Below are 18,472 nucleotides of genomic sequence, written 5' to 3' on the forward strand. Positions count from 1 at the left end.
CGGACCTGTCCACGGTGATCGAGGTTGCGGGGGCCTTATCGGCCGCCGGTGGCCTCGGTTACGCGAAGGCCCGCTCCCCTCGGGTGTTCTGGTCGCTGGTCGGTGCCCCGGTCGCCCGGGGCCGCTTCTCGGTGACGTATCGGGCGACGATGGATGTGTGCGGGTTGACGGTCCAGCCGTCCCGCCTGCGGGCGTTCATGGTCCGCAAGGTGGCATGCCAGGAAGTCCAGCCGGTTCCCCCGCAGGTCCGCCGGGTCCGCTACTCCTCGACCGGGATGCGGGCGACGCTTCGCCTCCCTGCCGGTCTGGAGCCTGCCGACGTGGCCACTGCCTCGGAACGGCTGCGCCACGCCTGGGGCGTCCACTCGGTCCACGTGGTCGAGGTGAAGCCGGGGTTCGTGGAACTGCGGATGACCGGGTACGACGTTCTGCGCCGGGTGAAGATGCCCCGCCGGCTCCCGCGCAACACCACCGCCGGTCCGCTGGTCGTGCCGGTCGCGCTGCGGGAGGACGGTACGGCGTTCGTTCGAGACTATCAGAAGGTCCCGCACGCCCCGACCGTTGGGGCGAACCAGTCGGGCAAGTCGATGTATCAGCGCAACCTCATCTCCGGTCTCGCCAAGCTCCCGGTCGGCCTGGTCGGGATCGACTGCAAGCGGGGTGTCGAACAGCGCGGCTATGCACCCCGCCTCTCCGCCCTGGCCATCACCCCGGACGAGGCGGACGGGCTGCTGGAAGCCCTCATCGGTGAGATGGAGGAGCGCTTCGGCCTCCTCAGCTCCCACGGTGTCCCGGACATGTGGGGCCTGCCGGCGAAGCTGCGCCCGGTGCCGCTGGTCGTCCTGGTCGACGAGGTTGCCGAGCTGTTCCTCGTGGCCGCGAAGAAGGACGAGGAACGCCGGGACCGGATGGTGATGCGGATGATCCGGCTCGCGCAGATGGCCCGCGCGGTCGGGATCTTCCTGGAGGTCTGCGGGCAGCGCTTCGGCTCCGACCTCGGCAAGGGAGCCACCGCCCTGCGTGCCCAGCTCACCAGGCGTGTGGTGCACCGGGTCAACGACAAGCAGACCGCCGAAATGGCCCTCGGGGACATCGCCCCCGAAGCCGTCTTCGCCGCCACCACCATCGCCCCCGACCGTCCCGGTGTCGCGGTGGCCGGGGACTCCTCCGGCGGCTGGTCCCGCATCCGCACCCCCGCCATGACCCCCGCCCAAGCCGTCGCGGTCTGCCGGGAGTTCGCCCACCTCACCCCGCACCTCGCCGCTCTGGCACCCTTCCGGTCGGCCGTCTCCGCCGCCCCGGCCCCGGGCCCGTCGCTCCTCAAGCCCCGCCCGGCAACCGGCTAACAACCCTCCCTGCAAGTCCAGTTGGCGTGACTGCTTCGCACCAGGTCCCTACCCCGCCCATGCCCGGAACCGGAAGGAACCACCGCCATGGCCACCCGTCGGACCACCGCCAAGCCTCCGAAGAACGCCCCGCCCGCCCAGGCCGTGTGCTCGCCGTGCGACGGGTCCGGGATGGTCGCCGCCACGGTCCGCGTCGGCCGCAAGCGCCGCCCGGTCGGGCAGCAGGACGGCCTCTGCCTCAACTGCCTCGGCTCCGGCCTCGCCCCCGGCGCCTGACCACCCCACGCCCCGGTGCCCGGCGGCGGCCCCTGTTCCCCGCCCGGCACCGGTCCACCCCTGAAAGGAGGTGAACCCCTGTGTCCCGCATCCGTATCGACGCCGTACTCATCCAGGCCGTGATCGCCGGTGCCCTCTCCTTCGCCCACCTGCACGACCTGGCCGAAGCAGCCGGGCAGGACGGCTGGAAAGCCTGGGCCTACCCGATCAGCGTCGACCTGCTCCTGGTCGCGGCCTGGCGTCGCATGCGCACCACCGCCGACAACCGCGCCGCCTGGGCCTGGTTCATCATCGCCCTGGCCGCGTCCCTCGGTGCGAACATCGCCACCGCCGGACTCCTCGACCTGGGCGACGTTCCGGCCTGGCTGCGCATCCTCGTCGCCGGCTGGCCCGCCCTCGCCTTCCTCGGCGGCACCCTCCTCGTCCACGCCCCCGCCACCGCGCCCGCCGACCCGGACCCCGTCGCGGCTGCCGCACCGCCGGCTGCCCCGGCCGCCGAACCGGTCCCGGACGTGACGGTGGAACGGGCTCCCGAACCGGCTCCGGAACTTCCGCCGGCACTGCTCGACCACGCCCGGAAGCTGGCCGACGCCCACCAGACCGCGACCGGTGCCCGGATCGACCCGGCCACCCTCCGCGCCCGCCTCGGCGTCCCCGCACCCCTCGCCGACGCCATCACCGCCCAACTCGCCTAACTCGCAAGGAGGTTCACGTCATGCCGCGTCCGAACCGCTTCACGAACGTGCTCCGCACAGGCCCCGTTCAGGTCGGCACCCACTACGGCGGCCGAGGCCGCACCAAGCACGTCGCCGCCTGCACCGCACCCCGCTGCGACTTCTCCGCCGACTACCACGGCCGCGCCGCCGCCGAACTCGCCGCCCGCACCCACCGCTGCAACCCCTGACAGGAGGCCCAACCGTGTTCACCCCGAAGATCCCGCCCCCGGACACCGCACCCACCCCCGCAACGTCCCTCGTCCCGCCGCCCACCGGCCTCGTGCACCCCCCGGCCTGCACCTGCCACCACACCCCGACCGTCCCGGCACCGGCTGCGCCTGCCCGTCCGGCTGTGCGGTTCACCCCGGGTTCGCTGCTCGTCGCCGCCGGCGGGACCGCTGTGGTCCTGGTCGTCGGGACGGTCCTGGTCTCGATGCTCCTCGCGGTCGCGATCACCGCCGCCTCGGTCGCCGTGTACGCCGTGGTCCTGCGCTCGCTGCTCAACCGCCCGAACAACCGCTGACAGCACCGACACCCGCCCCCTCTACGCACCGCCTGCACCGACCCCCGCTCCCTCCTGGTCGCCGAACCCCTCCGCTACGCCCTGGACCTCCACCCCGAGTGGATCGCCCTGGAAGAAGTCCCCGCAGCACAGCCCCTCTTCGAGCACACCGCCCGCATCCTGCGCACCCGTGGCTACTCGACGTGGGTCGGCATCCTCAACGCCGCCGACCACGGTGTCCCCCAGACCCGCCGGCGTGCCGTGCTGATGGCCTCGCGCACCCGCACCGCCACCCCGCCCGAGCCCACCCATGCCGAGACCGCGCAACCGGAAACCCTCTTCGGACCGGGCCAGCTGCCCTGGGTGTCCATGGGCGAGGCGATCGGCTGCCCCGCAGGAGATGTCATCACCCGGGGCAACCACACCTCCGGGGGGAGTCGCTTCTCCACCACCGCGCCCGCGTGGGCGCTGACGGGTAGGGCCCGCTCCTGGACCCTGCGCGTCGGCAACCGACCCAACGCCACCCGCCGCACCCTCGACCGCCCCGCCCCCACCCTCCTGTTCGGCCACGCCCTGAAGAACGTGTCCTGGCACGACGACCACGGCACACCCGCACGCCGGCTCGACGCCACCGAAGCGGCCGTCCTCCAGGGCTTCCCCGCCGACTACCCGTGGCAGGGGTCGCGGACCAAGCAGTTCGAGCAGATCGGCAACGCCGTCCCCCCGCCCCTGGCCACCGCCATCCTCACCGGCCTCGGCGTGAACGTCGCCGCCACCGCTGGTCTGGAGGTGGCCGCATGAGCGACACCGCCACCATAGCGGGCCTGGACCCGACCACCCTGGGCGATCCGCTGAGGGTGGTCGGATCTCCCGGCTTCGACCGCCTCACCGAACAGCTCCGCCGCACCGGCGGCTGCTCCCAGCCCATCCACCTCACCGGAGCAACCAAGACCATCGACCGCACCACCGGCACCTTGCTGCACCACTACACGACGGACGCCGAACCGGGTGGACGCCTTCGGATCGCCTGCGGAAACCGCCGCGCCTCCCGCTGCCCTGCCTGCGCCTGGACCTACGCCTGGACCTACGCCTGGGACACCTACCACCTCATCCGCGCTGGCCTCACCGGCGACCCCGACAAGGGCACCCCGACCACGATCCGGGACCACCCCCGGGTCTTCGCCACGCTGACGGCCCCCTCGTTCGGCCCGGTCCACAACCGGCCCGGCAACAGGCTCTGCCGCTGCGGGGTTCGGCACTCGGAGGATGCACCGGAGCTGGGTACGCCGCTCGATCCGGAGACGTACGACTACGCAGGGGCGGTGCTGTGGAACAACCACGCCTCCGACCTCTGGCGCTACTTCACGATCTACCTCCGACGCGAAATCGCCCGCCGCGCCGGACTCCCCCAGAAAGCCGCCCGCGAACAGTCCAAAGTCTCCTTCGGGAAAGTCGCGGAGTACCAGAAGCGCGGAGCCGTCCACTTCCACGCGGTCATCCGCTTCGACGGACCCGAAGGCCCCGACACCCCGCCCCCGGCCTGGGCCACCCTCGACCTCCTGGACGACGCGATCCGCGCCGCCGCCAACCGCGTTGAAGTCGACGTGCCGGCCAACCCGGAAGCTGGAATCCATGAGGGCTGGACCCTTCGGTGGGGCACGCAGCTCGATGTGCAGCCCATCGGCGCGTTCGGCAACGGCGAAGACCTCACCGAACAGGCCGTCGCCTCCTACGTCGCCAAGTACGCCACCAAGGCGGCCGAGACCACCGGGACCGTCGACCACCGCGTCGGCAACAAGGAAGCGCTCGTGCTCCTCGACGTGCCCGAGCACCCACGCCGGCTGATCGAAGCGTGCCTGGACCTGCACCACGCCTACCCGGAACGCAAGCTCCGCGACTGGGCCCACATGCTCGGCTTCTGCGGCCACTTCTGCACCAAGTCCCGCGCCTACTCCACCACCCTCGGCGCACTCCGCCGGGTCCGCGCCGACTACCGCGCTGCCGAACAACGCGCCGCCCTCGGCCTCCCCGACCCCGACGACCACCCGGAGGCCACCACGCTCACGCTCGCGCACTGGACCTACGCCGGCAACGGCCACACCCCCGGCGAATCCTGGCTCGCCGCCAACATCCACCGCGACATCCAACACAACCGCGAAACCGCCCGCGAACACCGCACCGAACTGCAAGACCAACTCGCTCTGGAAGGAGCCGCATCGTGACCACCGCCACCCCCGAACTCCTCACCGTGCCCGAGGTCATGGCGCGGCTGAAACTCGGACGCTCCACCGTCTACGACCTGATCCGCTCCCGCCGGCTGGTCTCCATCACCATCGGCCGGGCCCGCCGCATCCCCGCCGACGCCGTGCGGGACTTCATCGTCAACGAGATCGAGGAAGCCGCCTGATGCCTCCCCAGCGCAAGCGCAACCCCAACGGCGCGGGCACCATCACCAAGCGCAAGGACGGCCGCTATCAAGCCGCGGTCTACGTGCTCCAGCCGGACGGCACCCGGGCCCGCAAGTTCGCCTACGGCAAGACCTGGGCCGAGTGCGAACCAAGCGCCGTGACCTGCTTGCCAAAGTGGACCAAGGCGTACCCGTGCCCACGCGGTCGGCCAAACTCTCCGAGTGGCTGCCCCACTGGCTGGAGAACATCATCAAGCCGCGCCGCAAGCGCACGACCTACGCGAAGTACGAGACGCACATCCGCCTCTACCTCGTGCCCATGCTCGGCTCGAAGCGCCTCGAATCGTTGAGCGTCGCTGACGTCCGGCGCTTCCTGGTACGGCTGGAGCAGCAAACCACCGCGGCGACAGCCAAGGAGTCCCACCGCGTCCTGCGTACAACGCTGACGACTGCGTGCCGGGAGGAACTCGTCATGCGGAACGTGGCGACCCTCGTGGAACCGCCCTCGGCAGTGGCTCGGGATCTCTCCCCCTGGTCCTTGGACGAGACCCTGTCCTTCCTCACCGCCGCCCGGAGGGACCCGCTCTATGCGGCCTTCGTCCTCGCCATCGCGCTCGGCTTCCGCCGCGGTGAGATCGTCGGCCTTCGGTGGGAGAACGTGGACCTCGACAAGCGGGAGATCCGGGTTCGTACTCAGCGGCAGCGTGTCCGCGGTGAGGCGTATGAGGACGATCCCAAGGGGCGCCGCAGGAAGCAGACGTTGCCTCTGCCCGCCCTGTGTGTCGCTCCGCTCCGCTGGGAACGTCTGCGGCAAGCGGCCCTGCGTGAGGCTGCTGGTGATCAGTGGGAGGAGACCGGCTACGTCTTCACCACCCGCTCCGGCCGACCGATCGAGCCGCGCAACCTGTACCGCTCGTTCACCCGGGTCGCCGGAACCGCAGGGCTTCGCGTCATCCGGCTGCACGATGCCCGCCATGGCTGCGCGACCTTGCTCACCGCCGCCGGGGTCGCTCCCCGTGTCGTGATGGAGATCCTCGGCTCAGTCAGATCGCGGTCACGATGAACATCTATGCCCACGTCGTCCAGGACACGCAGCGCGAGGCCGTGAGTCACCTCGACCGGATGTTGAAGCGCCAACGTCCCGACCGTGGGTGACCGCGCCCGTTGATGTCAGAAGTGGATGTCAAAGACCCCCAGCCATGATCGGCTGGGGGTCTTTGTGCTGGTGGGCGCGGACGGTTTCGAACCGCCGACATCTGCTTTGTAAGAGCAGCGCTCTACCCCTGAGCTACGCACCCGTGGATGAGGCAACAGCGTACATGGACTACGGCCCGTGGTCACAAACGGTGCCCGGCGGCAGCGGGGGCGGGGTTCGGGGAGGCGGGGGGCGGTGCGGGTTCGTACGGGGGATATCCCTACCCCGCGTACGGGAGCCCTCCGGATTCCGTGCGGGGCGGGGAGGTACGTACCGTGAAGCCGCAACGTCGGGAGCGCCCGTCGTACGACCTGGGGGAAAGATCATCGTGGCAGTCCGTGGCCGTACCTTCATCGCGTCCGGTGGCGCCGTGCTCATGGCGCTCGCGCTTGCCGGTTGTGGCAGTGCGGACGCGGGCGACGCGTCTGCCGAGCACAAGTCGTTCGCGCTGAGCGGGAAGACGCTGACCATCCGTTCCGGGCACTCGTCGTTGGAGCTCGTACCGGCCGATGTGCGGAAGGTCGAGGTGACCCGTCGCGTGGACGGTTGGGTGGTGCTCGGGAACGGGCCCGATCCGCGGTGGGAGATGGAGAACGACACGCTCACGCTTCAGGTGAAGTGCAAGGCACTGGTCAGCAACTGCGCCGCGGAGCATCAGGTGAAGGTGCCGCGCGGGGTGGCGGTGGTCGTCGAGGGGGACAACGGGACGGTCGTCGCTTCCGGCTTCCGTACCCCGCTCACGCTCGGCGCCGACAACGGCCGGGTGACCGTGCGGGACTGCGCCGGGCCGCTCAAGCTGTCCAGCGACAACGGCGGCATCGTCGGCGAGAGGATATCCGCCAAGTCCGTCTCCGCCCGGTCCGACAACGGCAGCATCCGGCTGGGGTTCACGACCGCGCCGGATCTCGTGGACAGCGTGAGCGACAACGGGGCGATCACCATCGATCTGCCGGCCGGTTCCGTGCGGTACGCGGTGGATGCCGCCGCCCGCAACGGGAGCATGTCGGTGGACGCCCCCCGCAGTGCCGACAGCGGGCATGTGGTGAAGGCCCGGAGCAACAACGGCGAAGTCAAGGTCCGAAGCGCGAACTAACCGGCCCGTGTGTTCGTCCTTACCTGGTGGGAGAATGTACCGGGCAGGGCGAAACGGCACGGGAGAGGGATGTGACGGCGACACACGCGCAGCCGCGGTCGGGAGCGGGTGGGACCTCCGCCGTCAAGGACGTCCTGGTGCTGATGTTGTTGCCGGTGCCGTTGCTCGCCGCCGCGCTGACGGCCGCGTTCGCCGGGGGCGGTACGAGACGCTGGTTCGGCGGGCGCGGGGAGAGCCAGCGCGCCGAGGCGCAGGCCGCGAAGGATGCCGCCGCCTCGGCCTTCTACGAGCTGGACACGGCCCAGCGCGATCTTCGGATCTCGATCGAGACGATCACCGCGGTGGACAGCTCGCCCGCCGCGCGCAGGGTCGTGGACGACTTCGCCGCTCTGGGCCGCCGCATCGACGAGGCCAGTAACACCTACATCACCGCGGTCGACGCGCACGACCTGGACCGGGACGATCTGGAGCCCTCCGTCGCCACGCGCGCGCGGGGCGAGCTGGCCGCGGCCAAGGACGAGCTGGTACGGGTCAAGGCCGAGCTGGACCGGTTCGCCCAGGGGCTCGGGCCGCTGCTGGGCAGTGCGGAGACGCAGCTCGCCCGGCTCGCGCCCGCCGTGGAGCGGGCCCGGCAGGCGCTGCTGGGTGCGAGCAACGCGCTCGACGCGGTGCGCGCGTCCGGCCTGCGGGCGGACGATCTCGCCGCCCGGCTGGCGGCCCTCGCTCCCGAGCTGACCAAGCTCAACCAGGGCGCCGGCCGGCACGGCGTCCCGGAGACCCTGGAGCGTGCCGACCGGGTGGTGCGCGATGCCGAGGCGGTACGGTCCGAGGCGGCCGAGCTGCCCGGTCGCGCCGCCGAGATAGACCACCGGCTCGTATCGCTGCGCACGCGCGCCCAGGCGCTGACGACCCGGGCCGGTTCGGTGGAACCGGTGCTGAGCGAGTTGCGGCGGCGGTTCTCGGCGGCGTGCTGGCAGGACCTCCAGCCCGTGCCCGAGCAGGCGGCCATCCATGTGCGGCAGGCCGAGGAGAAGCTGAAGGAGGCCGCCCAGGCGCGGGACGAGCAGCGGTGGGCCGATGCGACGTCCCGGCTGAGCACGGTCCGCGCGCTGCTGAACGCCACGGACGAGGCGGTGTCCGCCGCCGGTGACCGGCTGCACCGGCTGGATGACGTGGCCAAGGACCCGCAGCAGGAGATCCAGCGGACCCGGTTCGCGGTCCGGGACGCGCAGCGCCTGGCCATGGCCGGCCGCAGCACGCCCGACCCGCGCCACGCCCGTCCGCTGGACGATGCCGTGGCCCGGCTGGATCGCGCCGTCGCCGGGCTCGACGGGCGTCATCCCGACTACTGGCACTTCCTGACCGAGACGGAGGCCGTGCGGCAGACGGCCGCGCGCGTGGTCTCCGAGATCCGTGAGGAGCGCGGGGCCGGCGCCTGAGCCGGACCGAGCCGGACCGAGCCGAGCCACGCGACGCCGTGTGCCAGCCGAGCCACGCGACGCCGTGCCAGCCACGCCACGCCGTGGCAGCCGAGCCACGCAACGCCATGCCAGCCGTGCCAGCCGTGCCACGCGACGCCGTGCCAGCCGTGCCACGCCACGCCGTGCCACGCCAGTCGCGGCACGTGGATCGCCGCACTCAGACGGGCCGGGCCGCGCGGCCCGGGCCGTCCGCGTGCCGTGCCGCTGCTCTGCCGGAGGGCCCCGGGGCGCGCCGAGCAGTCGTACGGCGCGCCCCGGGGGTCGCGTAGGCCACGCCCTACCGCCGCGCCGTACCAAGGCGGTGTCCGTTCTCCGGGAGGCTCGGCTACCTCCACACGTGCACGGTCTCCGGTGTGCGGCAGCCGTGCCCCGGGCGGATCCTGGAAGTACGCGCTCCCAGGAGGCCGCCGAAGGAGGCCGACCGACATGGCCACCCACGTACTGCACGGCACGGGCCGACGTTCTCCCCGTCGCCGCAGGGCCACCCGGCTCGACCAGCATCTGCCGGTCGACTACCGGCTCAATCGGGTCTACCGGGTCGGAGCGGGGTTGATGGGGCTGGTGCTGGTCGCCTTCGGTGTGCTGGGGCTGATCAACCGGATCGGCTTCTTCAGTATCGGCGGAGCCACCGTCGCGGGCCTCAACACCAACGGCGCCCTGAGCGTCCTGTCCATCTGTGTGGGGCTGCTGCTGTTCATCGGAATGGTGATCGGCGGCAACTTCGCCTCGACGCTCAACATGGTCCTGGGCATCGCCTTCATCCTCAGCGGCTTCGTCAATCTCGCGCTGCTGGAGACCGACTACAACTTCCTTGCCTTCCAGCTCCAGAACGTGCTGTTCAGCTTCCTGGTCGGTCTGATGCTGATGGTCTTCGGGATGTACGGGCGCGTCAGCGGCGGTCTTCCGCACGACAACCCGTACTGGCGGGCCCGGCACCCCGAGGAGGCCGAGCGGGAGGCGCGACTGGCCCGGAGGGCGGCCACTCCGCCGATGCCGACCGCCCGACGCGAGCCCTGATCCAGTGACCTTGCTGATCCGCGCCGTGATCCGGCTGGTCCGCGTCGTGATCCTGCGGGGCGGTGACGGATAGCCTGGGGCCATGCCTCGTTACGAATTCCGCTGCCGCTCCTGCGGAGACACGTTCGAACTCAGCCGCCCGATGGCCCAGTCCTCCGACCCGGCCTCCTGCCCCGCCGGGCACTCCGACACCGTGAAGCTGCTCTCCACCGTCGCCGTCGGCGGGTCGTCCGCCAACTCCGCGCCCGCCGCCCCCTCGGCCGGCGGGGGCGGGGGCGGCTGCTGTGGTGGGGGCTGCTGCGGCTGAGGTCGGACGGCAGCGGTCATGGCGGTCCTGGGTCGCTGTCCAGGGCCGCCATTGTCCTGGGTCGCTGCCCAGGACCGCCGTTGTCCAGGGCCGCCGCTGCCTAGGGCCGCCGTCCTGCGCCGCCGCCGTCCGGCCGCTCTGCCGGGAGTGGCAGAGCGGACCTCAGTAGTCGTGGCGGGGCGCTCCCCTACCGCTTGCGGGAGAGCGTGAGGCCGTCCGACACGGTCAGCAGCACGCTGTCCATCCGCGGATCGGCGGCCACGTGCTCGTTGAACTCCTTGATCGCCGCCGCTCCGCCGGTCGCCTCAGGGTCGGTCACCCTGCCGTGGAAGAGCACGTTGTCCGTGACGACGAGACCGCCCTGCCGCATCCTGGGCACCAGCTCCTCCCAGTACGGGATGTAGTTGCCCTTGTCCGCGTCCAGGTAGGCGAGGTCGATGTGCGGCTCGGCCGGCATGGCCCGCAGCGTGTCGAGCGCGGGGGCGATGCGGAGTTCGATCCGGTCCGCGACGCCCGCCTTCTCCCACGCCTCCCGGCCGTAGGCGGTCCACTCCTCCGAGACGTCGCAGGCGATCAGCCGTCCACCGGCGGGCAGCGCCTGCGCCATCGACAGGGCGGAGAAGCCGGTGAACGTCCCGACCTCCACGATGTGCCGGGCCCCGGTCAGCCGTACGAGGAAGGCGAGCAGCGGGCCCTGCTCCTCGGCCGACTGCATCCCGGCCTGCTCGGGCAGCCGTGCGTACGTGGTCTCGACCAGCTCCCGCTGCACCGCGTCGAGCGGCGGGTTGTGCGCCAGCATGTACGCGTACAGCTCGTCCGTGATCTTGGTTTCGTTGCCCTTGGTCATCCCGCGCTCCTCGTGCGTCGATCGGCCGTCACGCCTGCGTCCGGCGTCAGGACGATCTTCCCTCGCCCGCGGCCCGGAGGAAGTGCCGAAGGATCTCCTCGCCCGCCGCCACGCCCTGCGCGGCGGTCACCTCCGTGTGCGGGGCGCTCCAGCCGGTATCGGCCAGTTCGCCATGGGCCGGGCGCCAGGCACGGTCGGCGGCGAGGAGCAGATCGGCGTCCAGGCAGCTGTCCCCGGCGGCGAGGGTGAGCGTGGCGCCGGTGCGCCGCGCCACCTCGGCCATGGCGGCGCTCTTGGTGAGCGGGCCCGGAACGGCGTAGATCTTGCGGCCCTGGAGGGAGACCGTCCAGCCGCGCGTCCGCGCCCACGCGCCCAGTTCCTCGACCCAGCCCTCGGGCAGCAGCGCGCGTTCCACGACGAGATAGGCGAAGAGGTCCTCGGCGACCCGTTCCTTGAGCAGCCAGGCGGGATCGGACGCGGCCAGGAGGTGGGCGCGGACCTCGGCGAGGGGGGCGCACTCCTCCGCGAGGCCGCGGGCCACCCGCCGCTGCCAGTCGGGGTCGGACTCGCCGTCGACGAGCAGGTGGCCCCCGTTGGCGCAGATCGCGTAGCGGGGCGCGGGGCCGGGCAGCCGGATGCGTCCGTACTGCTCGCGGGTGCGGGTGGTCGTCGGGACGAAGACCGTGGTGCGGGCCAGCTCGTCGAGCAGCGCCGCGGCCGTCTCCGTCAGGTAGGAGAGCGGCTTGCGGTCGTACACCTCCACGCAGAGCAGGCGGGGGGCCTCGGCGTCCGGCATAGCGAGGTGGAGCGCCGCCGCGGAGTAGATCAGGGTGCGGTCGAGGTCGCTGGCGACGAGCGTCACGGGAGCGGCGGCCGGACCGGTCACCGGACCGGAAGCGGCCACCGGACCGAGGGCGGCCACCGGACCGGAAGCGGCAGCGGATGCGGACGCGGGCACAGACGCGGAAGCGGACCCGGACGTAGACGTAGACGCGTACCCGGACGTGGACGCGGATGCGGACGTGGACCCGGACGCGAACGTAGACCCGGACGTGGACGCGGACGTGGACGCGGATGTGGACGCGGATGTGGACGCGGACGTGGACGCGGATGTGGACGCGGACGTGGACGCGGGCATAGACGCGGATGTGGACGCGGACGTGGTCACTTCGACTCCACCGCCTTGCCGTCCGCGCCGGTCGCGCCCCTGGTGTACTTCGGGTGGATCAGGCCGACGCAGCTGTACGGGAGTTCGTCGACCTCCTCCACCGGTACGCCCCGCTGCTCGGCCAGCAGCCGGATGTGTTCGAGGTCCGCGCCCGCGCCGCGCTTGGCGAGGATCTTCCACGGGACGCGGCGCAGCAGCACCCGGGTCGTCTCGCCGACGCCGGGCTTGACGAGGTTCACGTCGTGGATGCCGTACTCCTCGCTGATGCGCTCGACGGCGGCCCAGCCCTCCCAGGTGGGCGCGCGGTCGGCCGCGAGCAGTTCCTTGACCTCGGCGTCCACGGCGTCGACCACCTCGTCGAAGTGGGCGGCGACGGTGTCGAGGAAGTGGCCGGACACATCGGCGTCCGCGAGCTCGCGGTAGAACTTCGCGCCGTGGAAGTCCTCGGGGCCCACCAGGTCGGAACGGAGGACGGTCCGCGAGATCAGCCCGGAGACCGTGGAGTTGAGGCAGGCGGACGGGATGAGGAAGTCCTCGCGGGTGCCGTAGGTACGGACGCAGCCGCCCGGGTCGGCCAGGACCGCGATCTCGGGGTCGAAGCCCTCGAACCCGGCCAGCGCCGCCGACAGCTCACGGGTGATCGCCCCCTTGCCGGTCCAGCCGTCGACGAAGACCACGTCCGCCGGGTCGTGATGGGCGGCCAGCCAGCGCAGGGCGTTGGCGTCGATGCCGCGGCCGCGCACGATGGAGACGGCGTAGTGCGGCAGATCGACTCCGTGCCGGTGCCGGGCCCAGCGGCGCATGAGGACGCCCACGGGCGTGCCGGCCCTCGCGAGCGAGACCAGGACCGGGCGGGGGGTGCGCTCGGCGAGGACCGTCTCGGTGACGGTGCCCACGGCGCGGGCGACGCGGGCGGCCGACAGCTCCAGCGCAGCCTTGAAAAGGCTCTGGTAGTGGGCGGAGGGCTGGTACTCCACGGGCAGCGACTCGGCGTAGTGCGCGCCACCGCTCTGTATCGCCTCCTCGCGCTCCTCGGTGGGCGCCTCCAGCTCGGTGTCCGAGAGGTCCTGGAGCAGCCAGCCGACCTCGTCCGGCGCGTAGGAGGAGAAGGCGGGGCCGCGAAGGGGCTCGGGCAGCACGGGGGGTTCCTGCCGTTCGGTGGGGTCCGCCGGGATGCGCGACGGGACGTACGAGGGGACGACCGCGAGCACCACCTGGCCGGTGTGCTCGGCGAGTTGCGCCAACAGCCCGCCGGGGGCGTGGAGTCCGGGGGTGTCGGCGGTGGAGTCGACGACGAGGACCACGGCGTCGAAACCGGCGCCCGCGACGTTGTACGCGTACCGGTCGCCGGGCCCGTCGGCCGGGTCGTCGTGGGCCGGGAAGACCAGCCGGGTCCGTATCGCGTAACCCGGGTCGTCGACGGCGAGGACGGGGGAACGCGTGGTGGTGGAGTAGCGCACCTCGACGTCGGTGCGGTCCTCCAGGGCCGTGCCCAGCCGCAGGGGGGCGTACATCAGCTCCTCGAAGCCGAGGATCAGTACGCGGCGGACGTCGTCGCCCAGGGCGTCGGCGACGCGGGTGGCCATGGCGGGGAGGGCCCGCTCCAGGACCGTCCGGTGGGCGGGGGTGAAGCCGTGCCGTCCGCCGTCGGGCACCCCGGCGGGCCACTGGAGGTCCACCCGGGTGCAGGGACGGGGCCCCGCGTCGGCCCGGGGCGCGTCGGGTACGGCCCCGTCGTGCGCGGCGACCAGGGCCCGGCCCTTCTCCAGGACGCCCTCCGGGAGGGTGACCGTGCCCGTGCTGCGTGCGACGAGGTCGACGCGGGCGCCGATCTCCGCGGCGAACTCGGTCAGGCGGCCCTGGTCGGCCGCCGACCGCATGTCCACCAGGGCGACGATGACGTATCGGTTGCGCGGGTACCGCTCGTGCAGGGTGCGGATGGTGTTGAGCACGGTGTTGCCCGTGGAGAACTCGTCGTCCACCAGCACCAGCGGCGCGTCCGTGTAGACGGACGTGTCCGTGTCCGTGTAGACGGACGTGTCCGTGTCCGTGTTCGCGCCCGTGGACGCGCCCGCGTCCATGTTCGTGTGCGCGTCCGCCGGGGGCCGCCCCCCGCCCAGCAGGTCCGGGTCCTCCGGGAGCAGCAGGTGGGAGGTGGCGTGGGAGTGGGACTCCTCGAAGCCGCCGGCCGGTGCCACGCCCTCGACGGGGCGGCGCGTCGAGTGGAGGTACGGTGCCACGCCCAGCCCGTCGGCGACCGCGTGGCCGAGACCGGTGGCCGTCTCCGCGTAGCCGAGCACGACCGCGCGGCGCGCCTCGGCCTCACCGAGCAGCGCGCGCACCCTCCGGCCGAGCTCGAATCCGGCGCCATACACCACGGAGGGCTTCTGCGGCACGTGCTTGCCGAGCACGTTCGACACCAGGAGATGGGCCCGCTTGGGGTTGCGGCGCAGGGCGAGGCCCAGCAGTTCCCTCAGCTCGCCGTCACCGTCGGGCCTCCCGTCGCCGACGAGCTCGACGCCCAGTCGCTCCGCCACCCAGCTGCCCGACCACACCACGTTCGCCGTCTCCTTCTCTGCCGTCCGTCCGGTTCCGCCGTCCGTCCGTTCCTGCCGTCCGTCCGGTTCCGCCGTCCGTCCGGTCCCGCAATCCGACCGTTCCTGCCGTCCGTCCGGTTCTGCCGTTCGTCCGGTTCTGCCGTCCGACCGGTCCCGCCGTTCGTCCGGTTTCGCCATCCGACCGGTCCTGCCATCCATCCCGCGCCTGCTCGGCGGGACCCACTCGCGCCTACTCGTACTCGGCTACTCGTACTCGGCGGGACACACCCCCACCTCGCCCCGCCCCTCGCTCATTCCGCGCTCATTCCGCGAGGCCCGCCGCCAGCAGCTCCACGAAGCCGACGTCCTGTCCGGCCACGCCGAAGACCTCGGCCCGCAACAGGGTCCGCTCGGCCCAGGCGCGGTGCGGCTTCACCTCGTTCATCTTGTTCGTGTACGCGGAGCGCATGACGCCACCGCCGCCCCGCTCCGGCCGCAGGATGTCCTCCGCGTCGCTGAACTCCTCGTGGCTGACCACGGACAGCGCGTGCACGGGCGCGACGTGCGACGGGTGGATGCAGGTCTTGCCGAGCAGGCCGTTGGCCCGGTCGAGCTCGATCTCGCGCAGCAGGCCGTCCAGATCGTGCTCGATCAGCGCGGTGCGCAGCTCCTCGGCCCGGCCCGCCAGGAAGGGGCTGCTGCGCAGCTGCGGCTTGAACATGCGTTCCTGGAGCCGGAAGTACTCCCAGACCGGTCCGGTGATCGTGAAGCCGGTGCCGTCCGCGCGGCCCAGCACATTGACCACATCTGCGATCACGGAGCCGACGATCTGCACGTCGTACGCCGTCATGTCGGGCGCCCTGCGCAGCCCGTACGCCGAGCAGAAGTCGGTGACGCCGAGCCGCAGCGCGAGCACCCGCTCGCGGTACTTGTCGACGGTGCGGGCTATTCCCTGGAGCGTCGCCCCACGGGTTTCCAGATACAGCAGCTCGGGGGATTCGAGGACGGGCATCGCGAACAGGCGCCGCCCGCACGCCTTCTCGGCGTCGGTGAGCGCCTCCATGAAGGGAACGCCCCGGTCCTCCGTGAACTTCGGAAGTACAAAACCGGACAACATCCGGCCGGTGGCGCCGAGCCGGTCCACCAGGTCGACTATCTGGCCCGGCTCCCGGACCCGGATGAAGAGCAGCGGCAGATCGGCCTCGCGCGCGTCCAGCTCGGCGAACTGCCTGACCAGGTTCTCCTCGGCGTCCACGACCTCGGAGTCGTCGATCGAGTCCTCCAGGCACAGCACCATGGAGACGACACCGCGCCCGGCCTGCTTGATGATGTCGTCGGCGAGTCTCGGCCGGGTGGCGGGGCTGTACAGGGTCGCCCCCAGGGCAGCCGCGAGCACACGGGCCGGGGAATCCGGACCGAACTCGCAGGGCTCCTGGAAGAACAGGCTCTCCCGCACGGCGGGCGCAATATGCCCGAAATGACGCATGTGACTCCCCCGAACTACCCGACCGGCCAGACAACGCATGGCCGGTAATAGTACGTACGATCGGGTGTCAAGAGTTCCCCGCAGCCATGAATTCCGGGTAACTCGTCCATTTCCCGACGGGGTGGAGCACTGCGGACCCTGTGATTCCGGTACGACGCCGGGACACCCGGTACGCCCCCGCGTTGTCCGGGCGGGCAGCCAGCAGGCAGGATGACCGGCATGACGCACGCGATGGTGAAAGGCTCGAACGTCCCTCTGGACGCCATGGCCGTACGGGCCGTGCTGCGCTGGACCCCGGGCACCGGGGTTCCGGACGTGGACGCCTCGGCGCTGCTGCTCGGAGTCGGCGGCCGCGTGCGCTCGGACGAGGACTTCGTCTTCTACAACCAGCCCCGCCACCCCTCCGGCCTGGTGCGACGGCTGCCGAAGCGCAGCGTCCCCGAGGGGCTCACGGACACCATCGAGGCCGATCTGAGCGGGCTCGACGCCTCGGTCGAGCAGGTGGTGGTCGCCGCGTCCTCCGACGGGGCCGCGTTCGCTCAGGTGCACGATCTGCGCATCCTGCTGTACGACGCGGCGACGCCCGGCGGGGAGCCGCTCGCGGTCTTCGACGTGCGGCCGGAAACCGGTGAGGAGACGGCGATCATCTGCGGCGAGCTCTACCGCCGCGGCGATGGCTGGAAATTCCGGGCCGTGGGGCAGGGCTACCCCACCGGACTGGTCGGTCTGGCGACCGCCTTCGGCATCTCGGTCGACGAGACCGCGGCCGAACCGGAGCCCGCCCCGTCCCACACGGCGGCACCCGCCCCGTCGCACACGGCGGCACCCGTCCCGGCGGCCACGCCCGGCTTCCCGCCCGCGCCCGACTTCCCCCCGGCCGCCCCCGACTTCCCTCCGGCCGCGCCCGGCCCGGACGCGCAGACCACGGTCCAGCACCAGCAGCCCGCGTACGGCTATCCACAGCCCGCGGCTGCCCGGCCCACGGCCCAGCCCGCGTACGGGTACCCCCAGACCGCCGCGCCGCCGGCCTACGGCTATCCGCAGCCCGCCGCGGCCGCGGCGCCCGCACCGGACCCGAACTTCGTGCTGCCGCCGCAGGGGCCGCAGTTCGTGCGGTCCTGAGCGGGCAGGGCCCGGGGAGGCCCCGTCCCGGAGACCGGACCCGGGGACACCTGCCCGGGGACCGGGCCCGGGGAAGCCCCGTCCCGGAGACCGGCCCGGGGACACCCGCCCGGAGACCGGGCCCGCGTCCTTGGTGGTGCCCGCGCCGATCCCGGTCAGGTCCGGGTCTTGTAGCCGCGCCCCCACTGCATGCCGAAGCCGTACATCCGGTCCAGCTCCGACTGGAAGCCGTAGACGAACTTCACCTCGCGCCGCACGATCAGGTCGTCCTTGACGTTCTCCACCGTGAACACGGCGCAGGAACGGGCCTCCGGAGCGTGCTCGTCGAGTTCGATCTCGATCCGGGGGCCGTTGCCCGGATAGAGCGTCACCTTGGCGTGCGTACGGTCGAAGGCCGGGGTCTGGTCGTAGATGTAGACGAAGAACAGCAGTCGTTTGAACTGGTCGCGCTGGTCGAGATTGACGTAGACCGTCTCACCCGACGGCGCCCCGAAGCGGTCGTCCCCGCTGAGCCGGATGTACGGCGGCGCGTTCAGATCGCCTATGAGGTTGCCCAGCGGCTGGACCACTCCCTTGGTGCCGTCCTTGAGCTCGTACATGCAGCCCAGGTCCAGGTCGACGTTGACCATGCCCTGGGTGTGGGCCTGGACCACATCCGGCTTGAAGAGCTTCAGCGGCCGCAGCAGCCGGCCGCTCTGGCGCGACCGGCCCATGATGTCCGACGTGCGCATCTGCCAGGAGAGGTTGACCCGCAGATTGCCGGACAGCGCGCCCTGCTTGGTCAGCGAGACCGTGGCGTGCCGGCGGGAGAGCACGATGGAACTCGTCGCCGAGTTGCCCGACTCGAACTGCGCCTCCCGCCGTGGCCACAGGTTGTCCCAGAACGCCATCCCCAACCCCCACACATGTAGAAAAGTGCCCCGGACTCCGCGGCCGTCCCGTCTCTCACCGGGGGCGCCCACATCACTGCGG

General features: G+C 71.8%; 18 protein-coding genes, 1 tRNA gene and 2 pseudogenes. 14 read left to right on the forward strand and 7 right to left on the reverse strand.

The genetic code is table 11. The features are described 5' to 3' along the window. Positions 1 to 58: 58 nt before the first annotated feature. Complete coding sequence (locus ACFVFH_RS02995) at positions 59 to 199, reverse strand: hypothetical protein (RefSeq protein ID WP_383763622.1); 141 nt, start codon at positions 197 to 199, stop codon at positions 59 to 61. On the opposite strand from ACFVFH_RS02995, the gene ACFVFH_RS03000 reads away from it, so the two are divergent. The 9 genes and pseudogenes from ACFVFH_RS03000 to ACFVFH_RS03040 all read left to right on the forward strand — a co-directional run bounded on the left by ACFVFH_RS03000 (position 132) and on the right by ACFVFH_RS03040 (position 6,402). After that, complete coding sequence (locus ACFVFH_RS03000; RefSeq protein ID WP_383763538.1) at positions 132 to 1,346, forward strand: FtsK/SpoIIIE domain-containing protein; 1,215 nt, start codon at positions 132 to 134, stop codon at positions 1,344 to 1,346. The genes ACFVFH_RS02995 and ACFVFH_RS03000 overlap by 68 nt on opposite strands. An 87-nt stretch (positions 1,347 to 1,433) precedes the next feature. Then, positions 1,434 to 1,622, forward strand: coding sequence for a hypothetical protein (locus tag ACFVFH_RS03005; RefSeq protein WP_383762517.1), 189 nt, complete (start codon positions 1,434 to 1,436; stop codon positions 1,620 to 1,622). Between the two features lie 80 nt (positions 1,623 to 1,702). Beyond that, positions 1,703 to 2,317: a DUF2637 domain-containing protein gene (locus ACFVFH_RS03010; RefSeq protein ID WP_383762519.1), complete on the forward strand. Its 615-nt coding sequence runs from the start codon at positions 1,703 to 1,705 to the stop codon at positions 2,315 to 2,317. Between the two features lie 20 nt (positions 2,318 to 2,337). Continuing rightward, on the forward strand, positions 2,338 to 2,526 hold the full coding sequence (locus ACFVFH_RS03015; RefSeq protein ID WP_383762522.1) for a mobile element transfer protein: 189 nt from the start codon (positions 2,338 to 2,340) through the stop codon (positions 2,524 to 2,526). A 14-nt stretch (positions 2,527 to 2,540) separates the two neighbouring features. Then, positions 2,541 to 2,861, forward strand: coding sequence for a SpdD protein (locus ACFVFH_RS03020; protein ID WP_383762525.1), 321 nt, complete (start codon positions 2,541 to 2,543; stop codon positions 2,859 to 2,861). 42 nt (positions 2,862 to 2,903) lie between these two features. Next, a pseudogene (locus ACFVFH_RS03025) lies at positions 2,904 to 3,641 on the forward strand (DNA cytosine methyltransferase); the annotation flags it as partial. After that, a complete protein-coding gene (gene repSA / locus ACFVFH_RS03030; protein ID WP_383762528.1) occupies positions 3,638 to 5,062 on the forward strand; it encodes a replication initiator protein RepSA in 1,425 nt (474 codons plus the stop codon). The pseudogene ACFVFH_RS03025 and the gene repSA, both read left to right, overlap by 4 nt. Next, positions 5,059 to 5,247, forward strand: a complete 189-nt coding sequence (locus tag ACFVFH_RS03035; RefSeq protein WP_383762531.1) for a helix-turn-helix domain-containing protein — start codon at positions 5,059 to 5,061, stop codon at positions 5,245 to 5,247. The genes repSA and ACFVFH_RS03035 overlap by 4 nt, the downstream gene beginning before the upstream one ends. Next, positions 5,247 to 6,402 (forward strand): annotated as a pseudogene (locus tag ACFVFH_RS03040) (tyrosine-type recombinase/integrase). Before ACFVFH_RS03035 ends, ACFVFH_RS03040 begins: the two are co-directional and overlap by 1 nt. 68 nt (positions 6,403 to 6,470) lie before the next feature. Here ACFVFH_RS03040 and ACFVFH_RS03045 read toward each other — a convergent pair. Further along, a tRNA-Val gene (locus ACFVFH_RS03045) sits at positions 6,471 to 6,545 on the reverse strand. Between the two features lie 273 nt (positions 6,546 to 6,818). Between ACFVFH_RS03045 and ACFVFH_RS03050 the strand changes: the two genes are divergently transcribed. The 4 genes from ACFVFH_RS03050 to ACFVFH_RS03065 all read left to right on the forward strand — a co-directional run bounded on the left by ACFVFH_RS03050 (position 6,819) and on the right by ACFVFH_RS03065 (position 10,340). Beyond that, a complete protein-coding gene (locus ACFVFH_RS03050) occupies positions 6,819 to 7,535 on the forward strand; it encodes a DUF4097 family beta strand repeat-containing protein (protein WP_383763541.1) in 717 nt (238 codons plus the stop codon). Positions 7,536 to 7,606: 71 nt separating this feature from the next. Next, complete coding sequence (locus ACFVFH_RS03055) at positions 7,607 to 8,974, forward strand: hypothetical protein (RefSeq protein ID WP_383762534.1); 1,368 nt, start codon at positions 7,607 to 7,609, stop codon at positions 8,972 to 8,974. Positions 8,975 to 9,442: 468 nt separating this feature from the next. After that, the gene (locus ACFVFH_RS03060) at positions 9,443 to 10,033 is read left to right on the forward strand and encodes a DUF4383 domain-containing protein (RefSeq protein ID WP_383762537.1); all 591 of its coding nucleotides are present in this window, start codon (positions 9,443 to 9,445) and stop codon (positions 10,031 to 10,033) included. Positions 10,034 to 10,115: 82 nt separating this feature from the next. Then, a complete protein-coding gene (locus ACFVFH_RS03065; protein WP_383762539.1) occupies positions 10,116 to 10,340 on the forward strand; it encodes a zinc ribbon domain-containing protein in 225 nt (74 codons plus the stop codon). Positions 10,341 to 10,527: 187 nt separating this feature from the next. Here ACFVFH_RS03065 and ACFVFH_RS03070 read toward each other — a convergent pair whose 3' ends face one another. The 4 genes from ACFVFH_RS03070 to ACFVFH_RS03085 all read right to left on the reverse strand — a co-directional run bounded on the left by ACFVFH_RS03070 (position 10,528) and on the right by ACFVFH_RS03085 (position 16,378). Beyond that, positions 10,528 to 11,187: an O-methyltransferase gene (locus tag ACFVFH_RS03070; protein ID WP_383762542.1), complete on the reverse strand. Its 660-nt coding sequence runs from the start codon at positions 11,185 to 11,187 to the stop codon at positions 10,528 to 10,530. A gap of 46 nt (positions 11,188 to 11,233) precedes the next feature. Beyond that, the gene (locus tag ACFVFH_RS03075) at positions 11,234 to 12,091 is read right to left on the reverse strand and encodes an HAD family hydrolase (protein ID WP_383762545.1); all 858 of its coding nucleotides are present in this window, start codon (positions 12,089 to 12,091) and stop codon (positions 11,234 to 11,236) included. A gap of 260 nt (positions 12,092 to 12,351) precedes the next feature. Then, positions 12,352 to 14,913, reverse strand: coding sequence for a phosphoribosyltransferase (locus ACFVFH_RS03080; protein ID WP_383762548.1), 2,562 nt, complete (start codon positions 14,911 to 14,913; stop codon positions 12,352 to 12,354). A gap of 301 nt (positions 14,914 to 15,214) precedes the next feature. Next, a complete protein-coding gene (locus tag ACFVFH_RS03085; protein WP_383762551.1) occupies positions 15,215 to 16,378 on the reverse strand; it encodes an HpcH/HpaI aldolase/citrate lyase family protein in 1,164 nt (387 codons plus the stop codon). Positions 16,379 to 16,597: 219 nt separating this feature from the next. Between ACFVFH_RS03085 and ACFVFH_RS03090 the strand changes: the two genes are divergently transcribed. Then, the gene (locus ACFVFH_RS03090; RefSeq protein WP_383762554.1) at positions 16,598 to 17,500 is read left to right on the forward strand and encodes a TerD family protein; all 903 of its coding nucleotides are present in this window, start codon (positions 16,598 to 16,600) and stop codon (positions 17,498 to 17,500) included. A 155-nt stretch (positions 17,501 to 17,655) separates the two neighbouring features. Here the strand turns inward: ACFVFH_RS03090 and ACFVFH_RS03095 are convergent, their stop codons facing one another. Beyond that, positions 17,656 to 18,390, reverse strand: a complete 735-nt coding sequence (locus ACFVFH_RS03095; RefSeq protein WP_383762557.1) for a Tellurium resistance — start codon at positions 18,388 to 18,390, stop codon at positions 17,656 to 17,658. Positions 18,391 to 18,472 lie beyond the last annotated feature (82 nt).

It is taken from the genome of Streptomyces sp. NPDC057697, assembly GCF_042799335.1.
Classification (GTDB): Bacteria; Actinomycetota; Actinomycetes; order Streptomycetales; family Streptomycetaceae; genus Streptomyces.